We start from the raw sequence: 20677 nt of genomic DNA on the forward strand, positions 1-20677 counted from the left end.
GGGGTGTGCGGCTTGTAAATGCCGCTTTCTGCCGTAACCTGACGAGAACGGCTGATTCGCCCGCCGGCGGCCGGCCACGCCCCGAGTGCCCGAGGAAGTCCGTGCAGTTGCCCAAGCGTTTGCTCATCCGCCGCTTCGCCAGCGGCCTTGGCATCGGCCTTCTGGCCCTCCTCCCGCAGGCCGCATTGGCGCAGGTTGACGCGCGCGCCAGCTATGTGGTCACGCTGGGCGGCATCAACATCGCAAATGTCGATGTCGGCCTCTCCGATGACGGGCATCGCTACAACATTGACTTGTCTGCCAGGGTCGCCGGCCTCGGCAACCTCGTCACCAGCGGCACGGCCAGCGCCTCCTCCAGTGGCCAAGCGACCATCCCGGCCCTGACCGCCGAGGAATTCGACCTTCAAACCCATGCCGGCGGCGAAGACTTCAACATCGACATCTCCTATCGCGGCCGCAACGTCTCGGCATTCCGCGTCGCCCCGCCGATGACCGACGAATACCAGCGCGTGCCCATCGAGCGCAGCCACCTGACCGGGGTCAGTGACATGATGGCCGCGTTCCTGATCAAGGGCGGATCGCTCGGTCCCGAGCTCTGCCAGCGGCGCATGCGCATCTTCACCGGGCTCGAGCGCTTCGACCTGACCATGTCATTCGGTGCCGCCGACGAGGCGACCTCGCCACGCACCGGCTACCAGGGACCGGTGGTCGCCTGTACCCTCCGCTACACGCCAATTTCCGGGCACTTTACCGATTCCGACATCACCAGCTATCTCGCCGAGCAAAGCCGCATTCTCATCTGGTATGCTCCGCTCGGCGCGACCGGCTACTTCATCCCTTACCGCGCCGTGGTCGGCACCAATGCCGGGGACCTGTCGATGGTCCTGACCGGGCTGCGGCTATAGGGTAAGGCGGGACGGGCGGCCGGTGCCGGGCGCTGACCTGGAGCACAGCTATCCTGGCGTCCTGCTGCCGGCGCATTTCTTCGAGGTGCGCTACAATAGTGAGGCCATCCCCAGGGACGGCCGGCGCGACCTCTCACAAGGCTCCAGAGCCCTATCCCCTCATTCGGTACGGAGCCTGTCCTCGGGCGCGAAGCCACCCGTAGCCATGAAGGAGAAGGCGGTGCGAAAACCGCTGCTTCGGCCGCAATAGGGGCGCAACCGAAAAGTCATGCTTAATCAATCCCTAACGCCACGCGTGTCCCGAATCGACACGGTCAACAGGTCTTTTTGCCAATGTGCGGCCAGCAACCCCGCCTGCGGCCGCGCCCCGTTCGTCAACCGGCAAAAAAGATTTGAAATGGAAGCATTTACCTTCGCTTCACACCTCGATTCGAAAGGGCTTTCGGCGGTCGATTTTCATTCTTTGGCAACCAAGCTCAACGGCAATCCCCTCGCTGGTCGCCTCGAAACGTCCCTCCTCTATCCGCTTGTGGCGAATCACGAATTCGACCCACCACATGCTGTAGGGAACAAACGGTGATTCAGCGATTCGCGCCGATTCGGTCTGATTTTGTTCCCCCTTCGTTTCCCTTGTTAACACTACCGCCGAAAAGGTCGCATGAACTGTCCTTTCGTGGGACACTCGAAACTGCCACATCAAGGGCCTACATTGGGCATCGATGACGTCTTTCCCCTCGCAGTCGATCAAGGCCATCCTCGGCCCCACCAATACCGGCAAAACCTATTTTGCCATCGAACGCATGCTCGCCCATGCCTCGGGCATGATCGGCCTGCCTCTGCGGCTTCTGGCGCGCGAAGTCTATCAGCGCTGCGTCGAGCGCGTCGGCGCCGGGGCGGTGGCGCTGGTGACGGGCGAAGAGCGCATCGTACCGCCGAACCCGCGCTATTGGGTGGCGACGGTGGAGGCAATGCCGGTCGACCTGCCGGTGGAGTGTCTCGCTGTCGACGAGATCCAGACAGCCATCGACTTCGATCGCGGCCACGTTTTTACCGACCGCATCCTCAACGCCCGCGGCATGAGCGAAACCCTGCTCCTGGGTTCGGCCACCATGGCCCCGATCATCAGGGCTTTGCTGCCATACGCCGAGATCATCCACCGGCCGCGCTTCTCGCAATTGACTTACGCGGGCTCCAGGAAATTGTCTCGCCAGCCAGCCCGCTCGGCCGTCGTCGCCTTCTCGGCCGCCCAGGTCTACGCTATCGCCGAACTGATGCGGCGCGAACGTGGCGGCGCGGCAGTGGTGATGGGCGCGCTTTCCCCTCGCACCCGCAACGCGCAGGTCGAGCTCTATCAGAATGGCGACGTCGATTTCCTGGTCGCGACCGACGCCATCGGCATGGGGCTCAACCTCGACATCCACCACGTCGCCTTTGCCGACGACACCAAATTCGACGGCCGCCAGACCCGACCGCTGACCCCGGCCGAGTTCGGCCAGATCGCGGGACGAGCCGGCCGGCACATGCGCAACGGCACCTTCGGGGTGACAGCGGGCACCGAACCCTTCGAGGAAGACCTGGTCGTTGCCCTCGAAACCCACGACTTCGATCCGGTCAAAGTGCTGCAATGGCGCAACAATGCGCTGGATTTTTCTTCTATTGCCGCGCTGCGCGACAGCCTCGATGCACCCCCCAGGCACAGGGCGCTGACCCGCGTGCCCACGGCCACCGACCAGACCGCCTTGGAATTCATCGCCCGCAACGAGGCCGCGCACCTCGCACAACGCCCGGATTCCGTACGTCTTTTATGGCAGGTGTGCCAGACGCCGGACTATCACGGCATCTCCCCGGCCGCCCATGGCGAGATCGTCACGCGCATTTATTCGGATTTGATGCGATTTGATGCGGTCGACAGCGACTGGATTGCCGAGCAGGTGCGCTTCTGCGACAATGTTTCCGGCGACATCGATACCCTTTCCAATCGTATCAGGCAGGTTCGTACCTGGACGTTCGTCGCCAATCGCAAGAACTGGCTCACAGATCCGACACACTGGCGTGAAAAGACCCGTGACATAGAGGACCGCTTGAGCGACGCGTTACACGAAAAGTTGACCCAACGATTCGTGGACCGGCGGACGAGCGTTCTTATTCGTCACCTGAAAGACAGACGCATGGCATCTCCTGAAATCAACGACCGCGGTGAAGTGAGCCTCGAGGGGCACCTGATCGGCACTCTCGAAGGCTTCCGCTTCACCCTTGCGCGCGCCGACGGCGATATCGACGCCAAGGCGCTGCGCTCGGCCGCCGACCAGGCCGTCGCCCCAGAGATCCGCAACCGCGCCGACAGGCTCGCCGGTGCTCCGAACGAAGAGTTCGTGCTGGCAACCGACGGGCGCCTGCGCTGGAAGGGCGAGATCGTCGCCGAGCTCTTGGAGGGCGACGCGCTCCTGCGGCCCCGTATCCTTGTGCTGTCCGACGAGGCGCTGACCGGACCTGACCTCGAAAAGGTGCAGGACCGGCTCAATCTCTGGCTGCGCCACCATATCAATACCGTGCTCGAGCAGGTGATGACCCTCGAGGCGCCGGCAGATCTAGAAGGCACTGCCCGCGGCATCGCCTTCCGCCTCCACGAGCATCTGGGGCTCATCCCGCGCCAGGAGGTAGCCGAGGAGGTCAAGAGCCTCGACCAGGACGTACGCGGAAAGCTCCGCAAGCTCGGCGTCAAGTTCGGCGCCTACCACATTTACCTGCCCCTGAGCCTCAAACCCGCGCCCCGCGAGCTGGCGCTCATCCTTTATGCGCTCAAGAACGGGGGCGTGCGCCAGCCGGGCGTCTCCGATCTGCCGCATATCGTCCTTTCCGGCCGCACCTCTTTCGAGATCGATCCGGAAGTGGCCCCCAAGCTCTACGAGATCGCCGGCTTCAAGGTCGCCGGCAAGCGCGCCGTGCGCGTCGACATTCTCGAGCGCCTGGCCGATCTCATCCGCCCGCTCGTCGCGCTAGACGCAAGCCGTCACGAAGGCGAGTTGCCGGCCGGCGCTGCCGAAGGCAATGGCTTCCGCGTAACGGTCGAGATGACCTCGCTTCTTGGCTGCTCGGGCGAGGATTTCTCCTCTATCCTGACCTCGCTCGGCTATCGGGTGCGCCGCACGCCTAAGCCTCAGTCCGAACCCGCGCCGCAGGCCGATGTGGCTCAGGTCGATGCAGCTCAGGCCGACGCGGCGCAGATTGATGCAGCTCAGGCGGATGTGGCGCAAGCGGATGCGCCGGCTCCCGCCGAAGCGCTGGCCGAGGCGGCCCTCGAAGCCAACGCATCGCCGGCCGGCGCGGCCGAAATCGCCCTTGCCGACCCGGCGGCCGTCGCCGAGGCGGCGTTGGCCGAACCCGTGCCGAGCGTTTCCAGCGAGATCATCGACCTTGCCGCCGAGGCCGAGCCGGAAAAGCCCGCCGAGCCTGAGTTCGACGAGGTCTGGTTCCCTGGCCGGCGGCACGATCACCGCGACGAGCGCCGCGGCGACCGCCGCCGCCAGCACACGCGCCATGAGGGCGACGCACAGCAGGCGCGGCCTCAGCGCGGTCCACGCCGTGACGAGGCTGCAAACGGCGCAAGCGCGCCCGCCAGCGCGCCTAACGGCAAGGCGCGGTTCGACAACCGTAACAAGAAGAGCGGCCAGCGCTTCGACAAGCCCCGTGGCGATCGACCCAAGTTCAACACGCCCCCGCGAGAGAAGCGCGAGCCGGTGTTCGATCCTGACTCGCCCTTTGCAGCGCTCGCTGCGCTGAAGGCCAAGAAGACGGACTGATTGGTGGGCGCGGGCGAGAACGGAACCAACCGCCGCGAGCGGCTCGACCGGTTCCTGTTCTTTGCCCGCGCCGTCAAATCGCGCACCCTCGCCCAAAAGCTCATCGAGACCGGGGCCGTGCGCGTCAATTCCGAGCGCACCACCTCCAGCGACCGCAAGGTCGGCGCCGGCGACGTGCTGACCATGCAGTTACGCGGCCGTATCCTCGTCTGGCGCATCCTCGACCCCGGCACGCGCCGGGGGCCGGCGAGCGAAGCACAGACACTTTACCAAGACATTTCCCCGCCCGCGCCCGACAGACCAGACAACGACCCCGTCCGAACGCGGCAGTGAAACCGCTTGGCGCGCTTTGCCCGGTTCCAGCAAAACCCTACCCGCAAGCGCTATTGCAGTCGGTCGGAAAAGCGTTTAGCACCGGGAAAACGCCGGGACGCTCCCTCCCGGCACGCCCAAACATGAGTACTTCGGGCAGGATTTGCTCAGCCTATGACCTATATCGTCACCGACAACTGCATCAAGTGCAAGTACATGGACTGCGTCGAGGTTTGCCCCGTCGACTGCTTCTATGAAGGCGAGAACATGCTCGTCATCCACCCCGACGAATGCATCGACTGCGGGGTCTGCGAGCCCGAGTGCCCGGCCGAAGCCATCAAGCCGGATACCGAAAGCGGGCTCGACACATGGCTCGGGATCAACACTAAGTATGCTTCCGCCTGGCCCAACATCACCGAGAAGAAAGAGCCTCCTGCCGACGCCAAGGAGTTCGACGGCGAGGAAGGCAAGTTCGAGAAGTACTTCTCCGAGGCCCCGGGCGAGGGCGACTAGGCGCCGGCTGGCGCGTTTTCAGCAAAAAGCCTGTCCCGGACTTGATCGGGGATTGATACCGCCTTTGCGGTTCGAAAGCGCGCAACCTGACACCGTGGTGCTCCATTCTGATGCCGTCAGAAGGGAAAATCTCTGGCGGGCAATCCCATACGCCGCCTTTGCCCCTTCTGGCAGCATCGCTGACGCACTTGTGCGCCGGGCCATCAGCCCCGTTTGGGCGTGCTGATTCGATATTTTTGATTTTGCTGATTTTTTGTGCTATGTTCTTGGAACATGCAGTCAAGCCGGTCATATCGAGCCTGTGCCACAAGGGCACATTTTTTTTGACAGGATCCGAGAACTGATGCGCACCCCCCGGGAAGCGGACCGGGTCGTTTGCGCCTTCGGCTGCGCTTGATGCCCCTCCGAGGGGCGATGTGAAGAGTACGCGTGAACGGTCCGACCCGCACGGAACCGTTCATGTGGGGCGTCAACAAGGAGTTTTCTATGGTAGCCAAGAAGTCAGTGCAGCGGCTTGGGTTCAAGACCGGCGAGTACATCGTTTATCCGGCGCATGGCGTCGGCATGATCGTCGCCATCGAAGAACAGGAAGTCGCCGGGTTGACGCTGGAGCTGTTCGTGATCAGCTTCGAGCAGGACAAGCTCACCCTCCGCGTCCCCGTGGCCAAGATCAAATCTGTCGGCATGCGCAAGCTTGCCGAGGAGGATCTCGTGGCCAAGGCGCTCGACACCGTCACCGGCCGTGCCCGCGTCAAGCGCACCATGTGGTCGCGCCGCGCCCAGGAGTACGAGGCCAAGATCAACTCGGGCGACCTCATCGCCATCTCGGAAGTCGTGCGCGACCTCTACCGGTCCGACGACCAGCCCGAGCAGTCCTACTCCGAGCGTCAGCTCTTCGAGCAGGCCATGGACCGCATGAGCCGCGAGATCGCCGCCGTCAACAGGCTAACCCTGACCGAGGCGGTGCAGCTGATCGAAAAGAACCTCGCCAAGAGCCCGCGCCGCGGCAAGAACGCCGAGGCCGAAGCCGACGAGGAAGCTGCCGCGTAAGGCAGTCGTTCGAGCCAAACATCAAGGCCGGCGGCAACGCCGGCCTTTTTCTTTGGAGGGCTGCTGCTTTTGTACCACCATATCACCCCAACGCTGTCATCCTCGCTGGATTGCCATGAAAACCTTGTTTGTCGTGACGCATACCCAGTCCATCCACCACACAGAGAAGAGGGTCGGCGGCTGGTACGATACCGGATTGACGCCCCGAGGTCAGACCGATGCCGAGGCGACGGCTGAACGGCTCGCCACACTGGCCGGGGACGACGATGTCGAGATTTTCAGCTCCGACCTGCTACGTGCATCTCAGACAGCGGCAATCATTGCAGGGCGCCTGAACCGCCCGATCGTCGAGATGAGCGATCTGCGCGAGATGAGCCGCGGCTCAGCGGGAGGAAAGCCACAAGAGTGGCTTCACGAACGTGAGATACCACCCTCCGACGACAATCGGATGGACCATCGTGGCGGCATCGAAGATGCGGAAACCCGCAGAGAGATCGCAACGCGTATCTATCGATGTCTGGACGAAATCGTCAGCCGCGCGTGCGGAACACAGATCATCGTGACGCATGGCGTTGCTTTGACATTTGTCATCGCGGCGTGGATCAAGATGCCCATCGATGCCGCGGGTCACGTGTTTTTTCACGCCCGATCGGGGAGCATCACGCACCTGCGCCAGGATGATTTCTGGAAGGACCGTTCGGTCGTCAGTTTGGCCGATATTTCCCATCTGAAGACCGGACCAAAATAGCACAGATCACCGAAGGCACGGTTCCGTCTCCGAGCCCTGATAGCAAGCCTCGATCAGGCTATCCTGTGCCTACTGCAGCACCACCATCTTGTAGTCCTGTCCCGGCGTCACCGGATCCCCAGGATAAAGGTTGTTGATGATGTAGAAGAGCTCGGGGCCGCGGGCGAGACCCGCCATCTGCCGGGCAAGGGTGTCGGCCGTGTCGCCCGGACGAGCCGTGACGATACGCAGCGCCACCTTGCGAATTCCAGAGAGATCCGCGCTAGTTGTCCGCCGGAAGCTGGCGAGCGTCTGCTCGGCCCCCTGCGCGAACCGCCGGCTGTCGGACTTGGCCGCGAAGATGAAGCGGTAGACGCTGCCATCGAGCCGCGCCACCGATACCCGAAAGTGCCACTGGTCGGTTTCGGCCAGGCCCGTTGCCATCTCGATGCCGTTGTGGCTCTCGGCCTTGACGGTCTCGGCCTTGAGGCCGGCGATCCAGCCGGATTTCAGATAGTCGGTCAGCGACTGTCCCGCCGGCACGCTGGTCGAATCGAAGCGCACCGCCTCCCCGTCCCCGGCAACGCCGACCACCGCGTTCTGCGAGGTCTGCAGCGTGTAGCCCTGCGGCACCGTGAAGGTGAACCGGGCGCCCGGATGAATGAACTGCCGCCCGACGATCGAGCCCTGTGACGGGCTATCGCCGAAGGTCAGGCCACCAATGCCGTCCATATAGCCTTTGCGGTCGGTCTCACCGACGCCAGGCGCGCCGAAGATCCTGCGCGCAGTGTCCGCCGCCTTCTGGATGCGGTCGGGGGTCGACGGGTGCGAGGAGAGAAAACCGGCGCCCGTGTCGCTGCCGGCCGAGAAAGCGGCGAAGCGTCCCATCACGCCCAGGAACCGCGCCGCCGCGTGCGGGTCGTAGCCGGCCTTGCCGGCGATCTCGATGCCCTCGCGATCGGCCTCGAGCTCCTGGTTCTGGTTGAACGCCGCCATCGACATGCGCGAGCGGCTGGCGGCCGCGTCAGTCGAGGCGTCGCCTCCAAAAACGGCGGTGATCACCCGGTCAACGATAGCCGTGGTGCGGTTGCGGTCGGTGCGTGCTCGCGCATGACGCAGCGTCACATGCGCGATCTCGTGGGCCAGGACCGCGGCAAGCTCGCTGGTGTCGGAGGCGAGCGCCAGGATGCCGCGCGTCACATAGATATAGCCGCCGGGCAAGGCGAAGGCGTTGACCTCGGGGGAATCGAGGATCGTCACCTGGAACTGGGCATTGGGCTGGTCGGCCGCCGCCAGCAGCCGCGACACGATCCGCGCGATCATGATCTCGGCCTGCCGGTCCGAATAGACCCCGCCGAACGCGGCGATGATGCGCGGATGCTCGCGCGCGCCGATCGCCTCTTCATCGGAACCGGCCTGCGGCTCGACGGCGGGCGCAGGGTTGTCGCCGGTCCGGTTGACCGCCACGTTGGTGCCCGTCAACGCCGTGCAGCCGGCAAGCGCTACCAGCGCCACTGCCATGCCACCCTTGCGCGCACCCTCGATGAAACGCCAAGATCCGATCATCGTACCGCCAACACCTCGATCTGCTCGGGATGGGTGACCGCCACGCGCGGCCCGTCCCGGTCGTCGATCCAGCCGCGCACCCGGATGAATGCCTGCTCGAGCACCAGCGGATCGAGCCCTTCCGTAGCAAACAACCGGAGCGCCGCTCCTTCGATCACCACCGTGAAGTCTTCCTTCCAGTAGCGGCCGAAATTGAGATAGACGCGTCCGCCCGCCTCATCGGCGGTGAGCACACGGCCTTCGACAAGTTCGTAATTTCCCGCCCGCCGGAGAATCTCCCCCGGCCGGTCCGCCGCACGCACGCTGTAATAGGGATCGGTCCAGATGCCAAGCCGCTTGACCCGCGCCTCGGTCTCGGCTGCGTAGAGCTCGGCAAGACAACTGCGATTGTCGGGGAACGAATAGACGCGGGCGAGGCCCCTCGAAATCATGTCCCGCTGCGCCCAAGTCTCGGCCCCGTCCTCCCCGGCAATGAAGGCGTGGGCAAGCGTGCGCGCGTAGCGGTCGGTTTCCTCGCCGCCATAGCCCAGCCGTACCCGCTTGCCGAGCGCCATGGCCGAGAGCGCCTCCTTGGCCTCCTCCGCCATCGGCCAGGCTTCGAACCCTTCGCGCCCAAGCGGGAGCTTCGGCGCCTGCATGCCGATGAGGCGCACGACCAGCCCGGTGTCGAGCAGTACCGCGTCGCCATCGACCACCTCTGTCACAACGCCGGCCGGCCCCGGCCGCAGCGCCTCGCAGGCGGGCACGGGCGCGGTCATCGCCGCGGCAGCCGCGAAGAACGCAACGCTGGTCACATGGGTCCTAAGCAAATCGAGCCCCGAGGAAGATGTCGTCTACCGTGCAGCAGAATACGGCAAAAAATCATCGGCGGCGCTTCCCTTGCGGTCACTTTCCGGCAACCATGTGGCAGGAAGCGGCCATCCGTTGCCATTATGCAGCACTGTGGCGCGCTGGTCAGGCGACGAGCTGCAGGTTGTGCACGCAGATGCGGTTGCGCCCGTCGCGCTTGGCGGCATAGAGGGCGTCGTCCGCCTGGCTCAACAGCACCTCGAAGCCCTCGCCCGGCCCGTCGCAGACCGCAACGCCGATGCTGACGGTGCAGGCGAGCGGCCCGGCCAGGGTCTCGAGGCCTTTGGCGGCGAACGCTGCGCGGATGCACTCGCCCAATGTCTCTGCCTCTACTGCACCGGCGCCGGGCAGGACCACGGCGAACTCCTCGCCGCCGAGCCGCGCTGGCACGCCTTGCGATCCCACCAGCTGGCGCATGGTCGCCGCGAACTGTCGCAGCACGTCGTCGCCGGCCGCATGGCCGTGCTTGTCGTTGATCAGCTTGAAGTGATCGAGATCGGCAAGCAGCACCGCCACAGGCCCGGCAAGTGATTCGCTGCCAAAGCGGTCGAAGAGCGCCCGGCGGTTGAGCAGCCCCGTCAGTGGATCGGTCATCGCGGCGGACTTGTGCAGGCGCGCCTGCCGCGACAGATGCAGCGACAGCGACAGCGCCCCAATGCCGGTCAGCGTGAAGATCGCGACAACCGCGTTGATCTCCTCGGCCCAGTTGTCGGGCGCGCCCGCCAGTGCCAGATCGCCATCGAGCAGCAGTGCCAGCGCGCAGAGGGAAAACGAGGTGGCGGTGACCGCATAGAGCACGCTCGTCAACAGGATCGGCACCGGCGCCTCAGCTCGGCTGCGCCAATATTCGGCCGCCGTCGCAAACAGCAGCGCTGCCGACGCGATGTTGGCGACGATCGCTCCGAGCCCGTCGAGGCCGAGGCCGAACGGCACCCCGCACGCCGCAACGGCCGCGAAGGTCCAGGCAAACATCGGCGCCAGAGGGGCCGAGCCTGTACGGAACTGCCGTGCGCTGTTCCAGGCGATGCCGAAGCCGACGAGCAGGAGCGCGAAACCGGCGAAATGGCGGGCAACCGTATAGCTCTCGCGATAGGTGCTGAACACGGCCGCGCCCAGGACGAGGAACAGGACGCCGACGACTAGCCGGAAAAGGAACAGCTCGTTGCGCGCCGACAGCCATGCGATGAACAAAGTTACCCCGAGAGCGGCCCCGGAGAATCCGATGGCCAGCATCAGGGAGGCCTGATCGAGCAGCATCCCGCGCCCCCTGCGTGAGCTATCGACCGGTCGATACCGGCGCGATGCGCAAGCCTTAGGGCACTGCAGTGTGCAAACCCTTACCAAGGCCCGCACGAAGTGAGGGAAATTGCAGTATCACACGGCACACCGGCGGTGCGACCTCGGCCCCGCTCTTCTACAGCCGCGCCGCGATGGCCGGGGCGATATCGGCGGGGACGACCGCAGGCGCGAACCGTTCGGCGACCTGGCCGTCCCGGCCGACGAGGAACTTGGCAAAGTTCCATTCGATATCGCCCGGATGCCCGGCCTTGAGCCATGTGTAAAGCGGGCTCTCGTCGGGACCATTGACGTCGATCTTGCCAAAGAGGGGAAAGCTCACGTCGTAGTTGACCGAGCAGAACTCGGCGATGTCCTCGGCACTGCCCGGCTCCTGCCCCTTGAACTGGTTGCAGGGGAAGCCGAGCACGACGAAACCCCGCGGGCCGTACCGGCGGTAAAGCGCCTCCAGCCCTTCATATTGCGGGGTCAATCCGCATTTGCTGGCGGTGTTGACGATGAGCACGAGCTTGCCGGCATAAGCGGAGAGCGGCTGAGCTTCGCCCGTGAGCGACGGCAGGTTGAAATCGGCAAGCGTGGTCATCAGGCAAATCCTTCAAAGGCAAAGAACGTGGGGAGCGGCACGCGTTATGCAATGGAGCGGAACAGTGGGAGAGCGCAATTTTTATCCCGACAAATCGCATCTCGCGCTAGCGAGCGGCGCCCGCGCCATCGCGTATCGCCGTCAGGATCGCCGTCTCGAGCTCTCTGGCGAAGTAGGGCTTGCTGAGGACGGGACGGGTGGCCATTTCCGGCGGCAAGCCGCTGGCCCCGTAGCCGGTGCTGAAGACGAACGGTATGCCGCGATCGCTGAGGATCTGCGCAACCGGAAACACCATTTGTCCATGCAGGTTCACGTCCAGCACTGCCAGGTCGATCTGCGCCGCGGCGGCGGCTTCCCTGGCATCGGGCAGTCGTGCCACCGACGCGGCAATCTCGCAGCCCAGATCCTGCAACATGCCCTCGATCATCAGAGCGACGGCGACCTCGTCCTCCACCACGAGAACTCTAAGGCCCGCCAACTCACTCATGCCTCAATCCGTTCGAGGGACACACAAACGTCACAAGCAACGCCCTCGGGGTTGAAGGCAAGCTCGAGCTGACCGCCAAGGTCCCGCTCTATGCACAGCTCTATCAATCGCGAGCCGACCCCGCGGCGTGCGGGCGGGCTGACGGGCGGCCCGCCTTGCTCGCGCCACTCGAGGATGAGGGTTGGAGGCTCCGCGTTCTTCTCCAGGCACCAGACGACTGAAATGCACCCCGCGTCCGTGCAGAGCGCGCCATATTTGACGGCATTGGTGAGAAGTTCGTTGAGCGCCATGGTAAAGCTCAAGGCAGCTCGCGGATTGAGATCGACCGACGGCCCTTCGATGGCGATACGTCCACCGACGTCTCCAGCCAGAGGCACCAGGATCTCGCGTGCCAGGGCATCGAGCGGAGCGCTCTCCCAGTGCCGCCGCGTCAGCAGATCGTGCGCCCGTGCCAGACCCTGCAGCCGCTCTTCGAAGCGCGGGCGGAAGTCGTCCAGTGTCTCGGCGTGCCGGGCCGTTTGCGCTGCAAGGGACTGGACCGTCGCGAGCGTGTTCTTGACCCGGTGATTGAGCTCGTCGATCAGCACCTTCTGCCTCATCTCGGCCTGTTTGCGCTCACTGATGTCGACGAGCATGTTGATGGCGCCGACCAGGTTGCCGTCGCTGTCGAAAAGGGGCGTCGGGTAGGGCATGAAGGGTATACGCGTGCCGTCGGGTCGTTCGGCGATCGCCTCGACCCCCCGGATCGGACGTTTCTCCTTCAAGGCCACTGCCATGGGGCATTGATCGTGCGGCAACGGGTTGCCGTCCGGATGGTAGAGGCGCCAGGTTACGCACCACATGTCTCCCGGCTGGGGCGTGCGTCCGGACATATCGACTGCCGCCTTGTTGTAGAAGGTGATGCGGCCTGCCGCATCGGTCGTGTAGATCGCGGCGGGCATCGCCTCGAGCAGATCGCGCATGCGCCGCTCGCTCCCCCGGATCTGGTCCTCCATCCGTTTGGTTTCGGTGACGTCTTGGATCACGCGCACGCCGTAGAGGAACTTGCCGGCCGCGTCCCGAACCGACGAGCTGTGGATGTCGAGGTAAATGATGGCTCCGTCAGGCTTCCTCGCCCGCTTGCGCAGCACATAGCTATCGAGTTCTCCCTCGACCTGACGGGCATAGAGAGCCGCGTCCTTTTCGCGCTCGCCTTCGTGCGTATAGTCGAGGAAAGCCATGTTGAGCAGTTCCTCGCGCGAGCGCCCGAGCATCTTGCATATCGCGTCGTTAACGCGCAGCAGACGACCGTCGGCACCGGCTTCGGCGATCCCGATCGTGGCAGCCTCATAGGTTGCCGCCAGCCGATCCTCGCTCTCGCGGCGCGCGGCCTCGGCGTAACGCAGGTCCGTCACGTCAGTGGTGAAGCACCTTGTATTGACGAATTTGCCATCCTCGAAGCGGCTGTTCGAGGTAATCAGCACGTGCCTTATGGAGCCGTCCTTGGCCTGAAGGCGGGCTGGATGACGGTCGACCCGGTCCCCGCACGACAGCTTGTGCAGGATCTCGCCGATCACCGGCGCATCGACGTGGAACTCTGCGATATGCCGTCCCACATACTCCTCGGCACTGTAGCCGAGGAGAGCAAGCTCTGCCTTGTTGGCGCGCTGGATGATCCCTTCGCCGCTCACCACATGGAGCGCGATGGCGCTGTTCTCGAAAAAATCCTCGAGGTCGGCGGTTTTGCGGCGCGCCTCGTCAGCTATGGCCTTCTGGGCGGAGACGTCCTGAAAGCAATTGATAGCGCCCTGGATGTTGCCGTGCGCGTCCATGAGCGGTCGGATGTTGACAAGCGCCACGACGCGGGAGCCGTCTGGCCGTTCGATAACGATCTCCGCGTTGCGCGTCGTCACCCCGGACGTTACCGCCATGGCCATTGGGCACTCTTCATGCGCCAGCGCCGTGCCGTCCGGGAGAAACAGCCGGTGGGAGCCGCAGAAGCGCTCCGGATTTTCCACGAGCGACGGTGACCGAGCCCAGAGTTCAGCAGCCTCGGCGTTGTATCGCACCAGCCACCCGTCATGATCGCAGAGATAGACGGCGCCCGGAATGGCATCGAGCACGCTCGGTGACGCGGCCACCAACGCCTCGTACTCGGTCAGCTTCCGCGCCGCCAGCGGAAATTCTTCTACATTCGTCATGGTCACCAGAACTCGCTGCCGGCGTTGCAGGACCAGTCCAGCCGGAAATGAGTCTGATGAAATGCCAAGCCTGCCTGAGTCACAGAAGCCCTCTCCCCGAGCACGATCGTCAGTAACGTCGGGGCGCAGCCAAGAGTTCCCGCTATTGCAGCAGTTAAGCTGCCCTGAATTCCGGCGACACAACTTACTGCCAAGACAAAATAATCGCTTACTGCCAAGACAAAAAATTCGCGGCCTGCACTATGCCGATCGTGCATCCCTCGCCCGAGGAGCACCGGCGGGCGGGGGTATCAGCCCGGTGATACGGTCGATGCGGAGGCCGGCGCCGGACCATGCTCGGAAAAATCAAGCCTTGCCGCGTGCTGCAATGCGAGATCGGCTTCGAAACGGGTGCCGGCGTGCTCGGCGAACCGGTAGGTGCCGTTGAGCTGCGCGACGATGGCCTTGATGAGGCGCATGCCCATGCTGGATGTCGCCCCGGCGGGCGAAAAGCCGATGCCGTCATCCTCGACCACCAGCCGGCAACGCTCATTGTCGAGCGCCTTCAGCTCGATCCGAATCCGCCCGGCCCGTCCGCCGGGAAAGGCATATTTGAGGGCATTGGTGATGAGTTCGCTGAGCAACAGGGCAAACGGCGTGCCGTGGTCCCGGTCGATGCGCACCGGATCGACATCGTAATCGAGCTTTGCAAAGCTGCCATAGGTGGCAAGCACGGGTTCCACGACCGAGGGTACGAATTCGCTCGCCACGATGTCGGCATAGGCATCGCGCTTGTAGATGTGCTCATGCATCGCCGCCATCGCGGCAAACCGGCTCTGCAGGTCGAGCTTGGTGCTCTCGGGAATGTTCTGCATGCGCACCAGCGATTGCACGGACTGCAGGTTGTTTTTGACCCGGTGGTGGATCTCGCGGAAAAGCAGGACATTTTCGGCCAGCGACGCCTCGAGCTCGTGCTGGCGCGCCGCATCCCGGTAGAGTAGCCGCACGATCCAGATACTGCCGACGGCAAGGCCGACGATGATTGGCGAAACGATGAGGAAGACGATCAGCACGTTGCGTCGGAAAGCCTCCCACGCCGCCCCTGCGTCGACCGAGGCGATGGCCACGATCTCCGTACCCGGAATGTGCTGGTAGCTCACGATCCGTTCGACATCGTCGACGGGAGATGTGGCCGGGTAGATACCCGAATTCGCCTGCGGCAGGTAATCGGTGAACAGCACATAATCACTGAGGTCGAGCGGCCCATCCGTCGGCGGATAGCGAGCGATCAGCATGCCGTCGCTGCGCAGCAGGCTGATAGTTGAAGCCCCTTCCACCTGAAGAGTAGCCCAGAAATCTGCCAGTATCGAAGTACTGAACGAGATCATGATCGCTCCGGCGAACTGGCCTTCGCGTTCGACCCGCTTGCTGAAGACAAAGATCTGGTCGCCGGTGAGCCGGCTGATCAGCAGCGAGGAGACGTGGAACTTGGCGTCCTCGCGCAGCTCGGTGAAATATTGGCGGTCTGTCACCGAGACGTCGTCGGCTTCCGGAACGGAAGAATAGAGCGTGCGCGCCTCGGCGTCGACAATATAGATTTCCGCGCCGGGGGGTATTCCTTCGAGCACCGGCACCAGTTGCTCCGGTGTGCTCAGCATCGCCGGCCCCAGCGCCAGGTCGATTCGCCGCAACGTCTGCTGCGCCACCTCCCTCAGCCAGCGCGCATTGGTCGAGACAATCTGGACGCTGTTATGCGCGCGCTCTTCCAGGCGCCGGGAGGTCTGCTCGATGCCTTGCGCGACGAAAAACGCGAAAATGGCGAGAAACGACACCAGGGCCACAACCATGAGCGCGACCGCCACCGGGATGGCGGGGATGTCCTTTAAGCGTTTGGGCGCGAAACTGGACAATGGGCTGCGCTGCATGAAAAGAAAACAGATGCTATAGCCCGGCCCTGCGGCGGTCCAGACGGAAGCGCTGCGACGGAGGTGTCTTCAACCAAAAGTCGCGTGTTCAGCCGCTCTCCTCACCGGCACGCTGTTGTGCAGTCAGGGCAAGGACGGTCTGCCACGGGACGGTGATGGTGCCGCTTGCGGGCTCCTTGCAGGCGACCTCGCCGGTCGAGGTGTCGATCCGCTTTTCCCATTCCCCGGCGGGCAGTTCGAACTGCACGTCGTCTCCGGCATTCACGAGGATCAGCACCTCGCCGCCAACGGCCGTGCGCATGAGGAGCCCCAGGCAGGAAAGTTCGGCATCGTCCCAGTCCTCGACCCCCATTGCCTCGCCGCGCGGGTGCAGCCAGGCTGCCACCGGCCGCAGCTCGAGCTCATCGGGCTCGGCCACCGCGAAGCGCCCGTCCGATAGCGCCGTCTCCTTGCGGAACGCGCTGAGAGCGCGCACCGCCGTGATAAGCTCGTCTCGCGCCGCCGACCAGTCGAGCCATGAAATGTCGTTGTCCTGGCAATAAGCGTTGTTATTGCCGCCCTGGCTGTTGCCGAGCTCGTCACCGGCCAGGATCATAGGGACACCCTGACTCAGAAAGACGCTCGCTAGCATGCCCCGGACGCGGCGGACACGAGCGGCGATAATGTCGGGGTTGTCCGTGTCGCCCTCTTCTCCAAGGTTGTCGCTGAGATTGTTGTCGTGACCGTCCTTGTTGTCTTCGCCATTCGCCTCGTTGTGCTTTTCAGCAAAGCTCACCGTGTCCCAGAGCGTGAAACCATCATGCGCCGCGACGAAATTCACGCTGGAGGTGGCAGGGCGGTGGCTGTGGTTGAACTGCACCGGTGAGCCGACAAGGCGCTCGGACATCGCTGGTAAGAGACCTGGATCCTTGCGCCAGAAGGCCCGGCAGTCGTCGCGAAACTTGTCGTTCCACTCGCGAAAGGGCCAACGATAGCCGCCGACCTGATAGCCTCCGTCCCCGACGTCCCAAGGCTCGGCGACAAGCTTGACCCCGGCAAGGATGGGATCCTGGCGGAGGGCGTTGAAGAAGGAGCCGTCGCGCTCGAAGCCCGCCGCCTCCCGGCCGAGCGTTGAGGCGAGATCAAAGCGGAAGCCATCGACGTGCATCGCCTGCACCCAGTATCGCAGGCTGTCCAGTACCAGTCTCAACACCATGGGGTTTGAGACGTTCAGGGTGTTGCCGGTGCCCGTCGTGTCGAAGCTGTGGCGCGGATCTTCGGGCGAAAGGAGATAGTAGGAGGCGTTGTCGATCCCTCGGAACGAGAGGGTGGGGCCGAGCTCGTTGCCCTCGCAGGTGTGGTTGAAGACGACGTCGAGGATCACCTCGATGCCAGCCGCATGGAATTTGCGGACCGCTTGCTTGACCTCGCGGATTTGGCCGGTGCGCAGGTAGTGGGCGTGCGGGGCAAAGAAGGAGAGGGTCGAATAGCCCCAATAGTTGGAGAGGCCCTTGTCGACGAGATAGCGGTCGTTGGCGAACGCGTGAACTGGCATCAGTTCCACTGCCGTGGCCCCGATGTCGTGCAGGTGCTTGATGATCGCCTCGTTCGCCAGACCCGAGAACGTGCCCCGCAGTTCCTCGGGCACGGCCGGGTGTGTGACGGTCAGCCCCTTCACATGGGCCTCATAGATAAACGTATCCTCCCAACGGGTACGCAACGCCTTCTCGGACTCCCAGTCGAAATCGGGATCCGCCACCACCGCCTTGGGCACGAACGGCGCGCTGTCGCGCTCGTCGAACGAGAGATCGTCTTCGCCGATCGTATAGCCGTGGAGTGCATCGTTCCAGATGATCTCGCCTCTGAGTTCCCGGGCGTATGGATCGAGCAGGAGCTTGTTGGGGTTGAACCGATGGCCGGCCCCGGGTTCGTAGGGTCCGTGAACGCGGTAGCCGTAAACCTGTCCCGGCCTGATCCCCGGCAGATAGCCGAACCAGACGCCGCCTTCCATATCGGGCAGGTCTAGCCGATAGAGTTCGTTCTGACCGGTCTCGTCAAAAAGGCAGAGCTCCACCCGCGTTGCATGCTCCGAATAAAGGGCAAAATTGGTGCCTTGCCCGTCGAAGCCGGTCCCGATGACGTCGGCCCGACCAGCGCTGCGATCGAAGCTTGGGGAGTCTGCAGCCTTGAGCATCTGATAACTTTCTCCAGCACCGCGTAGCGGCGTCGTGCCCGCAGGCGCTCTAGAACGTACGCCGGTCGTGGGGCGTTCCCTGCGCTCGCGCGGCACCTCAGCTCTCCCAGAAGATCGCGATGCCGTTATCCGCCCGCTCCGTCTTCCAGAGCGCTCCCGGAGGCGTCGGTAACGATGGGCCGAAACGCAGCGTCAGGCGGCGACCTATGCCGGCCCGCGACAGGGTCAGTTGATTGCCGGCAATGGAAAGCTCCGCCCCGGCCTGATCGAAGAAGGCCCGCTCCTCCCGGCGCAGCGCCAGAAGGCGTCGGGTGAGGCGGAACTTCTCGCCGGCGAACCCTTCACCCGAAGCCAAGTCCGAAAGGGCTGTCCAGTCGACCGGCAGGCGGTTGTCGGGATCGGTCAGCGCATAGAAGGACCCTTCCGCGCCGCGGTAGAAATCGGGAAAGCCCGGCATCAGACATTTGAGCGCGAGCTGCATGAGGCTCAGCGTCTCGCCGCAGGCGATGAGCGTTGCAAGCTCGCCGGGACTGGTTTCGGCCCAGCGTGCGCAGAGAGCTTGCGCGAACCGGAATGCAGGCCCTTCCACCGCATCGACGGGTCGGGTCCAGAACGTTGTCTCCTTGGCTTCGCGCATTGCCTTGCGCAGATGCTCGACCAGTCGCGGGCTGACCGCGTCGCCCGCATCGCCCCAGATGGCCAGCGCGGACTGTACGACATACCAGCGCCATTTCGGCTCGACGCCGGCGGCATCGGGCAACTCGCCGGCATCGGCGACGAGGGTAGCGAAGGCATCCGGATGATGGCTGATGGCGACGAGCCGCATACGTGCATCCTCGGAACGCTTCGTATCGTGGCTCGAAGTCAACGTCATGTCGGACGGGCGCCGCAGGGCGAGGAACCAGTTAGCCTCGGCATCACCGATGACTGCCTCCTCAGGTACGGCGCCAACCTCATTGGCGGCAATGTATCGCGTCCAGCGGAACCCGACAGTATCCTCTTGGGCTTTGGCGAGGAGCGCGCCCGACACTTGCTGGAATCGGGTGGCCAAAGCGCGTTCCGCATCGATGGCCGGCCCGGTAAGGATGTCCGCCAAGTGCTCGGTCACTCGGGTCGAACGCAGCCTTGCTCGTGCGCCTCTTACCACCTCGGCGATCAGCTCGCGGTCCGATTGGCTGGCGCCATCCGCATCGACATACGTGCGATAGCGCGCCATGCCCTCAAGCAGAGCCAAGATCGCCTCACGCAGCGATTCCGGCCCCGGCTCGGAACGCGGGGAGCGGCGGGTCGCCTCGTGCGCCAGTGCCACTAGTTGATTGAGCTCGGCCGCCAGCTCGTTCTCTAGAACCTCGCGCTTCGCCTTGCCCAGTGCCTGCTCGAAGCTGTCGGCAATACCCGTCTGCCGCCGCCACTCCGCATCGACTCGGGCCAGCCCAGGTGATGAGGTCAGCAGCCGTGCGATCAGCCGCGCCGCTTCATAGCCTGTCGTTCCGACCGTGTTCCAGTCGCGTGGGAGCTCCTCCTGGCCCACCAGAATCTTCTCAACCCACACGGGGGTATCGGGAAGCGCTTCGGCCAGCCAGGCCAGATAGCCTTTGGGGTCGGCAAGCCCATCGACGTGGTCCACGCGCAGCCCGTGTACCAGCCCCTGCCGGACGAGGTCGAAGATCAGACGGTGCGTGTCTTCGAACACCTTCCGGTCTTCAACCCTCATGCCGATGAGGCTGGTGACGTTGAAGAACCGGCGGTGGTTGATGGTGTCGCGTTCGCTCTCCCAGTGGCGCAGCCGCCAGTGCTGGGCCTCGTGCAGCTGCCGGAGCGAGTCCGTATTGTTTGCTACCGGTTCCCCGGCAGGGCTGAGCGGCACCCGGGTGTCGTCGAATACCCATTCTCCGCCTTCGATGGCAAAGCGGCCATCTCCAAGCATCTTTTCGAAGGGTTCAGGCAGGATCGGCAGAACCAGATATCCCCCGCGCCAGTCGATGTCGAAATGATTCGCCCAGCGGGATTTGGGCCCCTTGATCAGCACGTCCCGCAGCCAGGGATTTTCAAGCGAGAAAGCGGTATGGTTGGGCACGATATCGAGGATGATGCCGATGTCCTTTCCGATCGCCGCCCGGGCCAGCCGCTCGTATCCCTCCCGGCCGCCCAGCACCGGATCGATCCGCGTCGGATCGATGATGTCATACCCATGCTTCGATCCGCTGGCCGCCGTCATGATCGGGGAGAGATAAAGATGGGAGATGCCGAGATCGTGCAGATAGTCGAGCCGGGCCTCGACCTCCGCGAACCCCACCCCATCGCGAAGCTGGATCCGGTAGGTCGCCAAAGG

At 64.1% G+C, this 20677-nt stretch carries 16 protein-coding genes; 7 read left to right on the forward strand and 9 right to left on the reverse strand.

Features of this window, described 5'->3' with window-relative positions; translation table 11 throughout:
* Nucleotides 1–107 precede the first annotated feature (107 nt).
* The 7 genes from QQK18_RS06960 to QQK18_RS06990 all read left to right on the forward strand — a co-directional run bounded on the left by QQK18_RS06960 (nucleotide 108) and on the right by QQK18_RS06990 (nucleotide 7328).
* Complete coding sequence (locus QQK18_RS06960; RefSeq protein ID WP_284339574.1) at nucleotides 108–905, forward strand: DUF3108 domain-containing protein; 798 nt, start codon at nucleotides 108–110, stop codon at nucleotides 903–905.
* 268 nt (nucleotides 906–1173) lie between these two features.
* A complete protein-coding gene (locus QQK18_RS06965) occupies nucleotides 1174–1485 on the forward strand; it encodes a hypothetical protein (protein WP_284339575.1) in 312 nt (103 codons plus the stop codon).
* A 139-nt stretch (nucleotides 1486–1624) separates the two neighbouring features.
* Nucleotides 1625–4705 (forward strand): helicase-related protein, encoded by a 3081-nt coding sequence (locus QQK18_RS06970; protein WP_284339576.1) that lies wholly within the window; start codon nucleotides 1625–1627, stop codon nucleotides 4703–4705.
* A gap of 3 nt (nucleotides 4706–4708) precedes the next feature.
* Nucleotides 4709–5038: an RNA-binding S4 domain-containing protein gene (locus QQK18_RS06975; protein ID WP_284339577.1), complete on the forward strand. Its 330-nt coding sequence runs from the start codon at nucleotides 4709–4711 to the stop codon at nucleotides 5036–5038.
* A 153-nt stretch (nucleotides 5039–5191) separates the two neighbouring features.
* Complete coding sequence (gene fdxA / locus QQK18_RS06980) at nucleotides 5192–5530, forward strand: ferredoxin FdxA (protein WP_284339578.1); 339 nt, start codon at nucleotides 5192–5194, stop codon at nucleotides 5528–5530.
* A 486-nt stretch (nucleotides 5531–6016) separates the two neighbouring features.
* Nucleotides 6017–6580, forward strand: a complete 564-nt coding sequence (locus tag QQK18_RS06985; RefSeq protein ID WP_284339579.1) for a CarD family transcriptional regulator — start codon at nucleotides 6017–6019, stop codon at nucleotides 6578–6580.
* A 115-nt stretch (nucleotides 6581–6695) separates the two neighbouring features.
* Nucleotides 6696–7328 (forward strand): histidine phosphatase family protein, encoded by a 633-nt coding sequence (locus QQK18_RS06990; protein WP_284339580.1) that lies wholly within the window; start codon nucleotides 6696–6698, stop codon nucleotides 7326–7328.
* A 69-nt stretch (nucleotides 7329–7397) separates the two neighbouring features.
* Here the strand turns inward: QQK18_RS06990 and QQK18_RS06995 are convergent, their stop codons facing one another.
* From QQK18_RS06995 to treY, 9 genes are all read right to left on the reverse strand, one after another.
* Nucleotides 7398–8873 (reverse strand): M48 family metalloprotease, encoded by a 1476-nt coding sequence (locus QQK18_RS06995; RefSeq protein ID WP_284339581.1) that lies wholly within the window; start codon nucleotides 8871–8873, stop codon nucleotides 7398–7400.
* On the reverse strand, nucleotides 8870–9682 hold the full coding sequence (locus tag QQK18_RS07000) for a thermonuclease family protein (protein ID WP_284339582.1): 813 nt from the start codon (nucleotides 9680–9682) through the stop codon (nucleotides 8870–8872). The genes QQK18_RS06995 and QQK18_RS07000 overlap by 4 nt, the downstream gene beginning before the upstream one ends.
* 145 nt (nucleotides 9683–9827) lie before the next feature.
* Nucleotides 9828–10979 carry a GGDEF domain-containing protein gene (locus tag QQK18_RS07005; protein ID WP_284339583.1) on the reverse strand — a complete coding sequence of 384 codons (1152 nt, stop codon included), beginning with the start codon at nucleotides 10977–10979 and terminating at the stop codon, nucleotides 9828–9830.
* A 157-nt stretch (nucleotides 10980–11136) separates the two neighbouring features.
* Nucleotides 11137–11601 carry a glutathione peroxidase gene (locus QQK18_RS07010; RefSeq protein WP_284339584.1) on the reverse strand — a complete coding sequence of 155 codons (465 nt, stop codon included), beginning with the start codon at nucleotides 11599–11601 and terminating at the stop codon, nucleotides 11137–11139.
* 106 nt (nucleotides 11602–11707) lie between these two features.
* Complete coding sequence (locus QQK18_RS07015) at nucleotides 11708–12088, reverse strand: response regulator (RefSeq protein WP_284339585.1); 381 nt, start codon at nucleotides 12086–12088, stop codon at nucleotides 11708–11710.
* Nucleotides 12085–14268: a PAS domain-containing sensor histidine kinase gene (locus tag QQK18_RS07020; protein WP_284339586.1), complete on the reverse strand. Its 2184-nt coding sequence runs from the start codon at nucleotides 14266–14268 to the stop codon at nucleotides 12085–12087. Before QQK18_RS07020 ends, QQK18_RS07015 begins: the two co-directional genes overlap by 4 nt.
* A 290-nt stretch (nucleotides 14269–14558) precedes the next feature.
* The gene (locus QQK18_RS07025) at nucleotides 14559–16157 is read right to left on the reverse strand and encodes a sensor histidine kinase (protein WP_284339587.1); all 1599 of its coding nucleotides are present in this window, start codon (nucleotides 16155–16157) and stop codon (nucleotides 14559–14561) included.
* A gap of 103 nt (nucleotides 16158–16260) precedes the next feature.
* Nucleotides 16261–18345: a glycogen debranching protein GlgX gene (gene glgX, locus QQK18_RS07030; protein ID WP_284339588.1), complete on the reverse strand. Its 2085-nt coding sequence runs from the start codon at nucleotides 18343–18345 to the stop codon at nucleotides 16261–16263.
* Between the two features lie 97 nt (nucleotides 18346–18442).
* A complete protein-coding gene (treY, locus tag QQK18_RS07035; protein WP_284339589.1) occupies nucleotides 18443–20674 on the reverse strand; it encodes a malto-oligosyltrehalose synthase in 2232 nt (743 codons plus the stop codon).
* Nucleotides 20675–20677 lie beyond the last annotated feature (3 nt).

Source organism: Devosia nitrariae (genome assembly GCF_030160115.1).
GTDB classification, from domain to species: domain Bacteria; phylum Pseudomonadota; class Alphaproteobacteria; order Rhizobiales; family Devosiaceae; genus Devosia; species Devosia nitrariae.

Excerpts from the sequence above, each read along its gene's own strand:
- QQK18_RS06965 (WP_284339575.1), top strand. The coding sequence starts at position 1,174 with ATGCTTAATCAATCCCTAACGCCACGCGTGTCCCGAATCGACACGGTC.
- QQK18_RS06970 (WP_284339576.1), top strand. The coding sequence starts at position 1,625 with ATGACGTCTTTCCCCTCGCAGTCGATCAAGGCCATCCTCGGCCCCACC.
- fdxA (WP_284339578.1), top strand. The coding sequence starts at position 5,192 with ATGACCTATATCGTCACCGACAACTGCATCAAGTGCAAGTACATGGAC.
- QQK18_RS06985 (WP_284339579.1), top strand. The coding sequence starts at position 6,017 with ATGGTAGCCAAGAAGTCAGTGCAGCGGCTTGGGTTCAAGACCGGCGAG.
- QQK18_RS06990 (WP_284339580.1), top strand. The coding sequence starts at position 6,696 with ATGAAAACCTTGTTTGTCGTGACGCATACCCAGTCCATCCACCACACA.
- QQK18_RS06995 (WP_284339581.1), bottom strand. The coding sequence starts at position 8,873 with ATGATCGGATCTTGGCGTTTCATCGAGGGTGCGCGCAAGGGTGGCATG.
- QQK18_RS07005 (WP_284339583.1), bottom strand. The coding sequence starts at position 10,979 with ATGCTGCTCGATCAGGCCTCCCTGATGCTGGCCATCGGATTCTCCGGG.
- QQK18_RS07010 (WP_284339584.1), bottom strand. The coding sequence starts at position 11,601 with ATGACCACGCTTGCCGATTTCAACCTGCCGTCGCTCACGGGCGAAGCT.
- QQK18_RS07015 (WP_284339585.1), bottom strand. The coding sequence starts at position 12,088 with ATGAGTGAGTTGGCGGGCCTTAGAGTTCTCGTGGTGGAGGACGAGGTC.
- QQK18_RS07020 (WP_284339586.1), bottom strand. The coding sequence starts at position 14,268 with ATGACGAATGTAGAAGAATTTCCGCTGGCGGCGCGGAAGCTGACCGAG.
- glgX (WP_284339588.1), bottom strand. The coding sequence starts at position 18,345 with ATGCTCAAGGCTGCAGACTCCCCAAGCTTCGATCGCAGCGCTGGTCGG.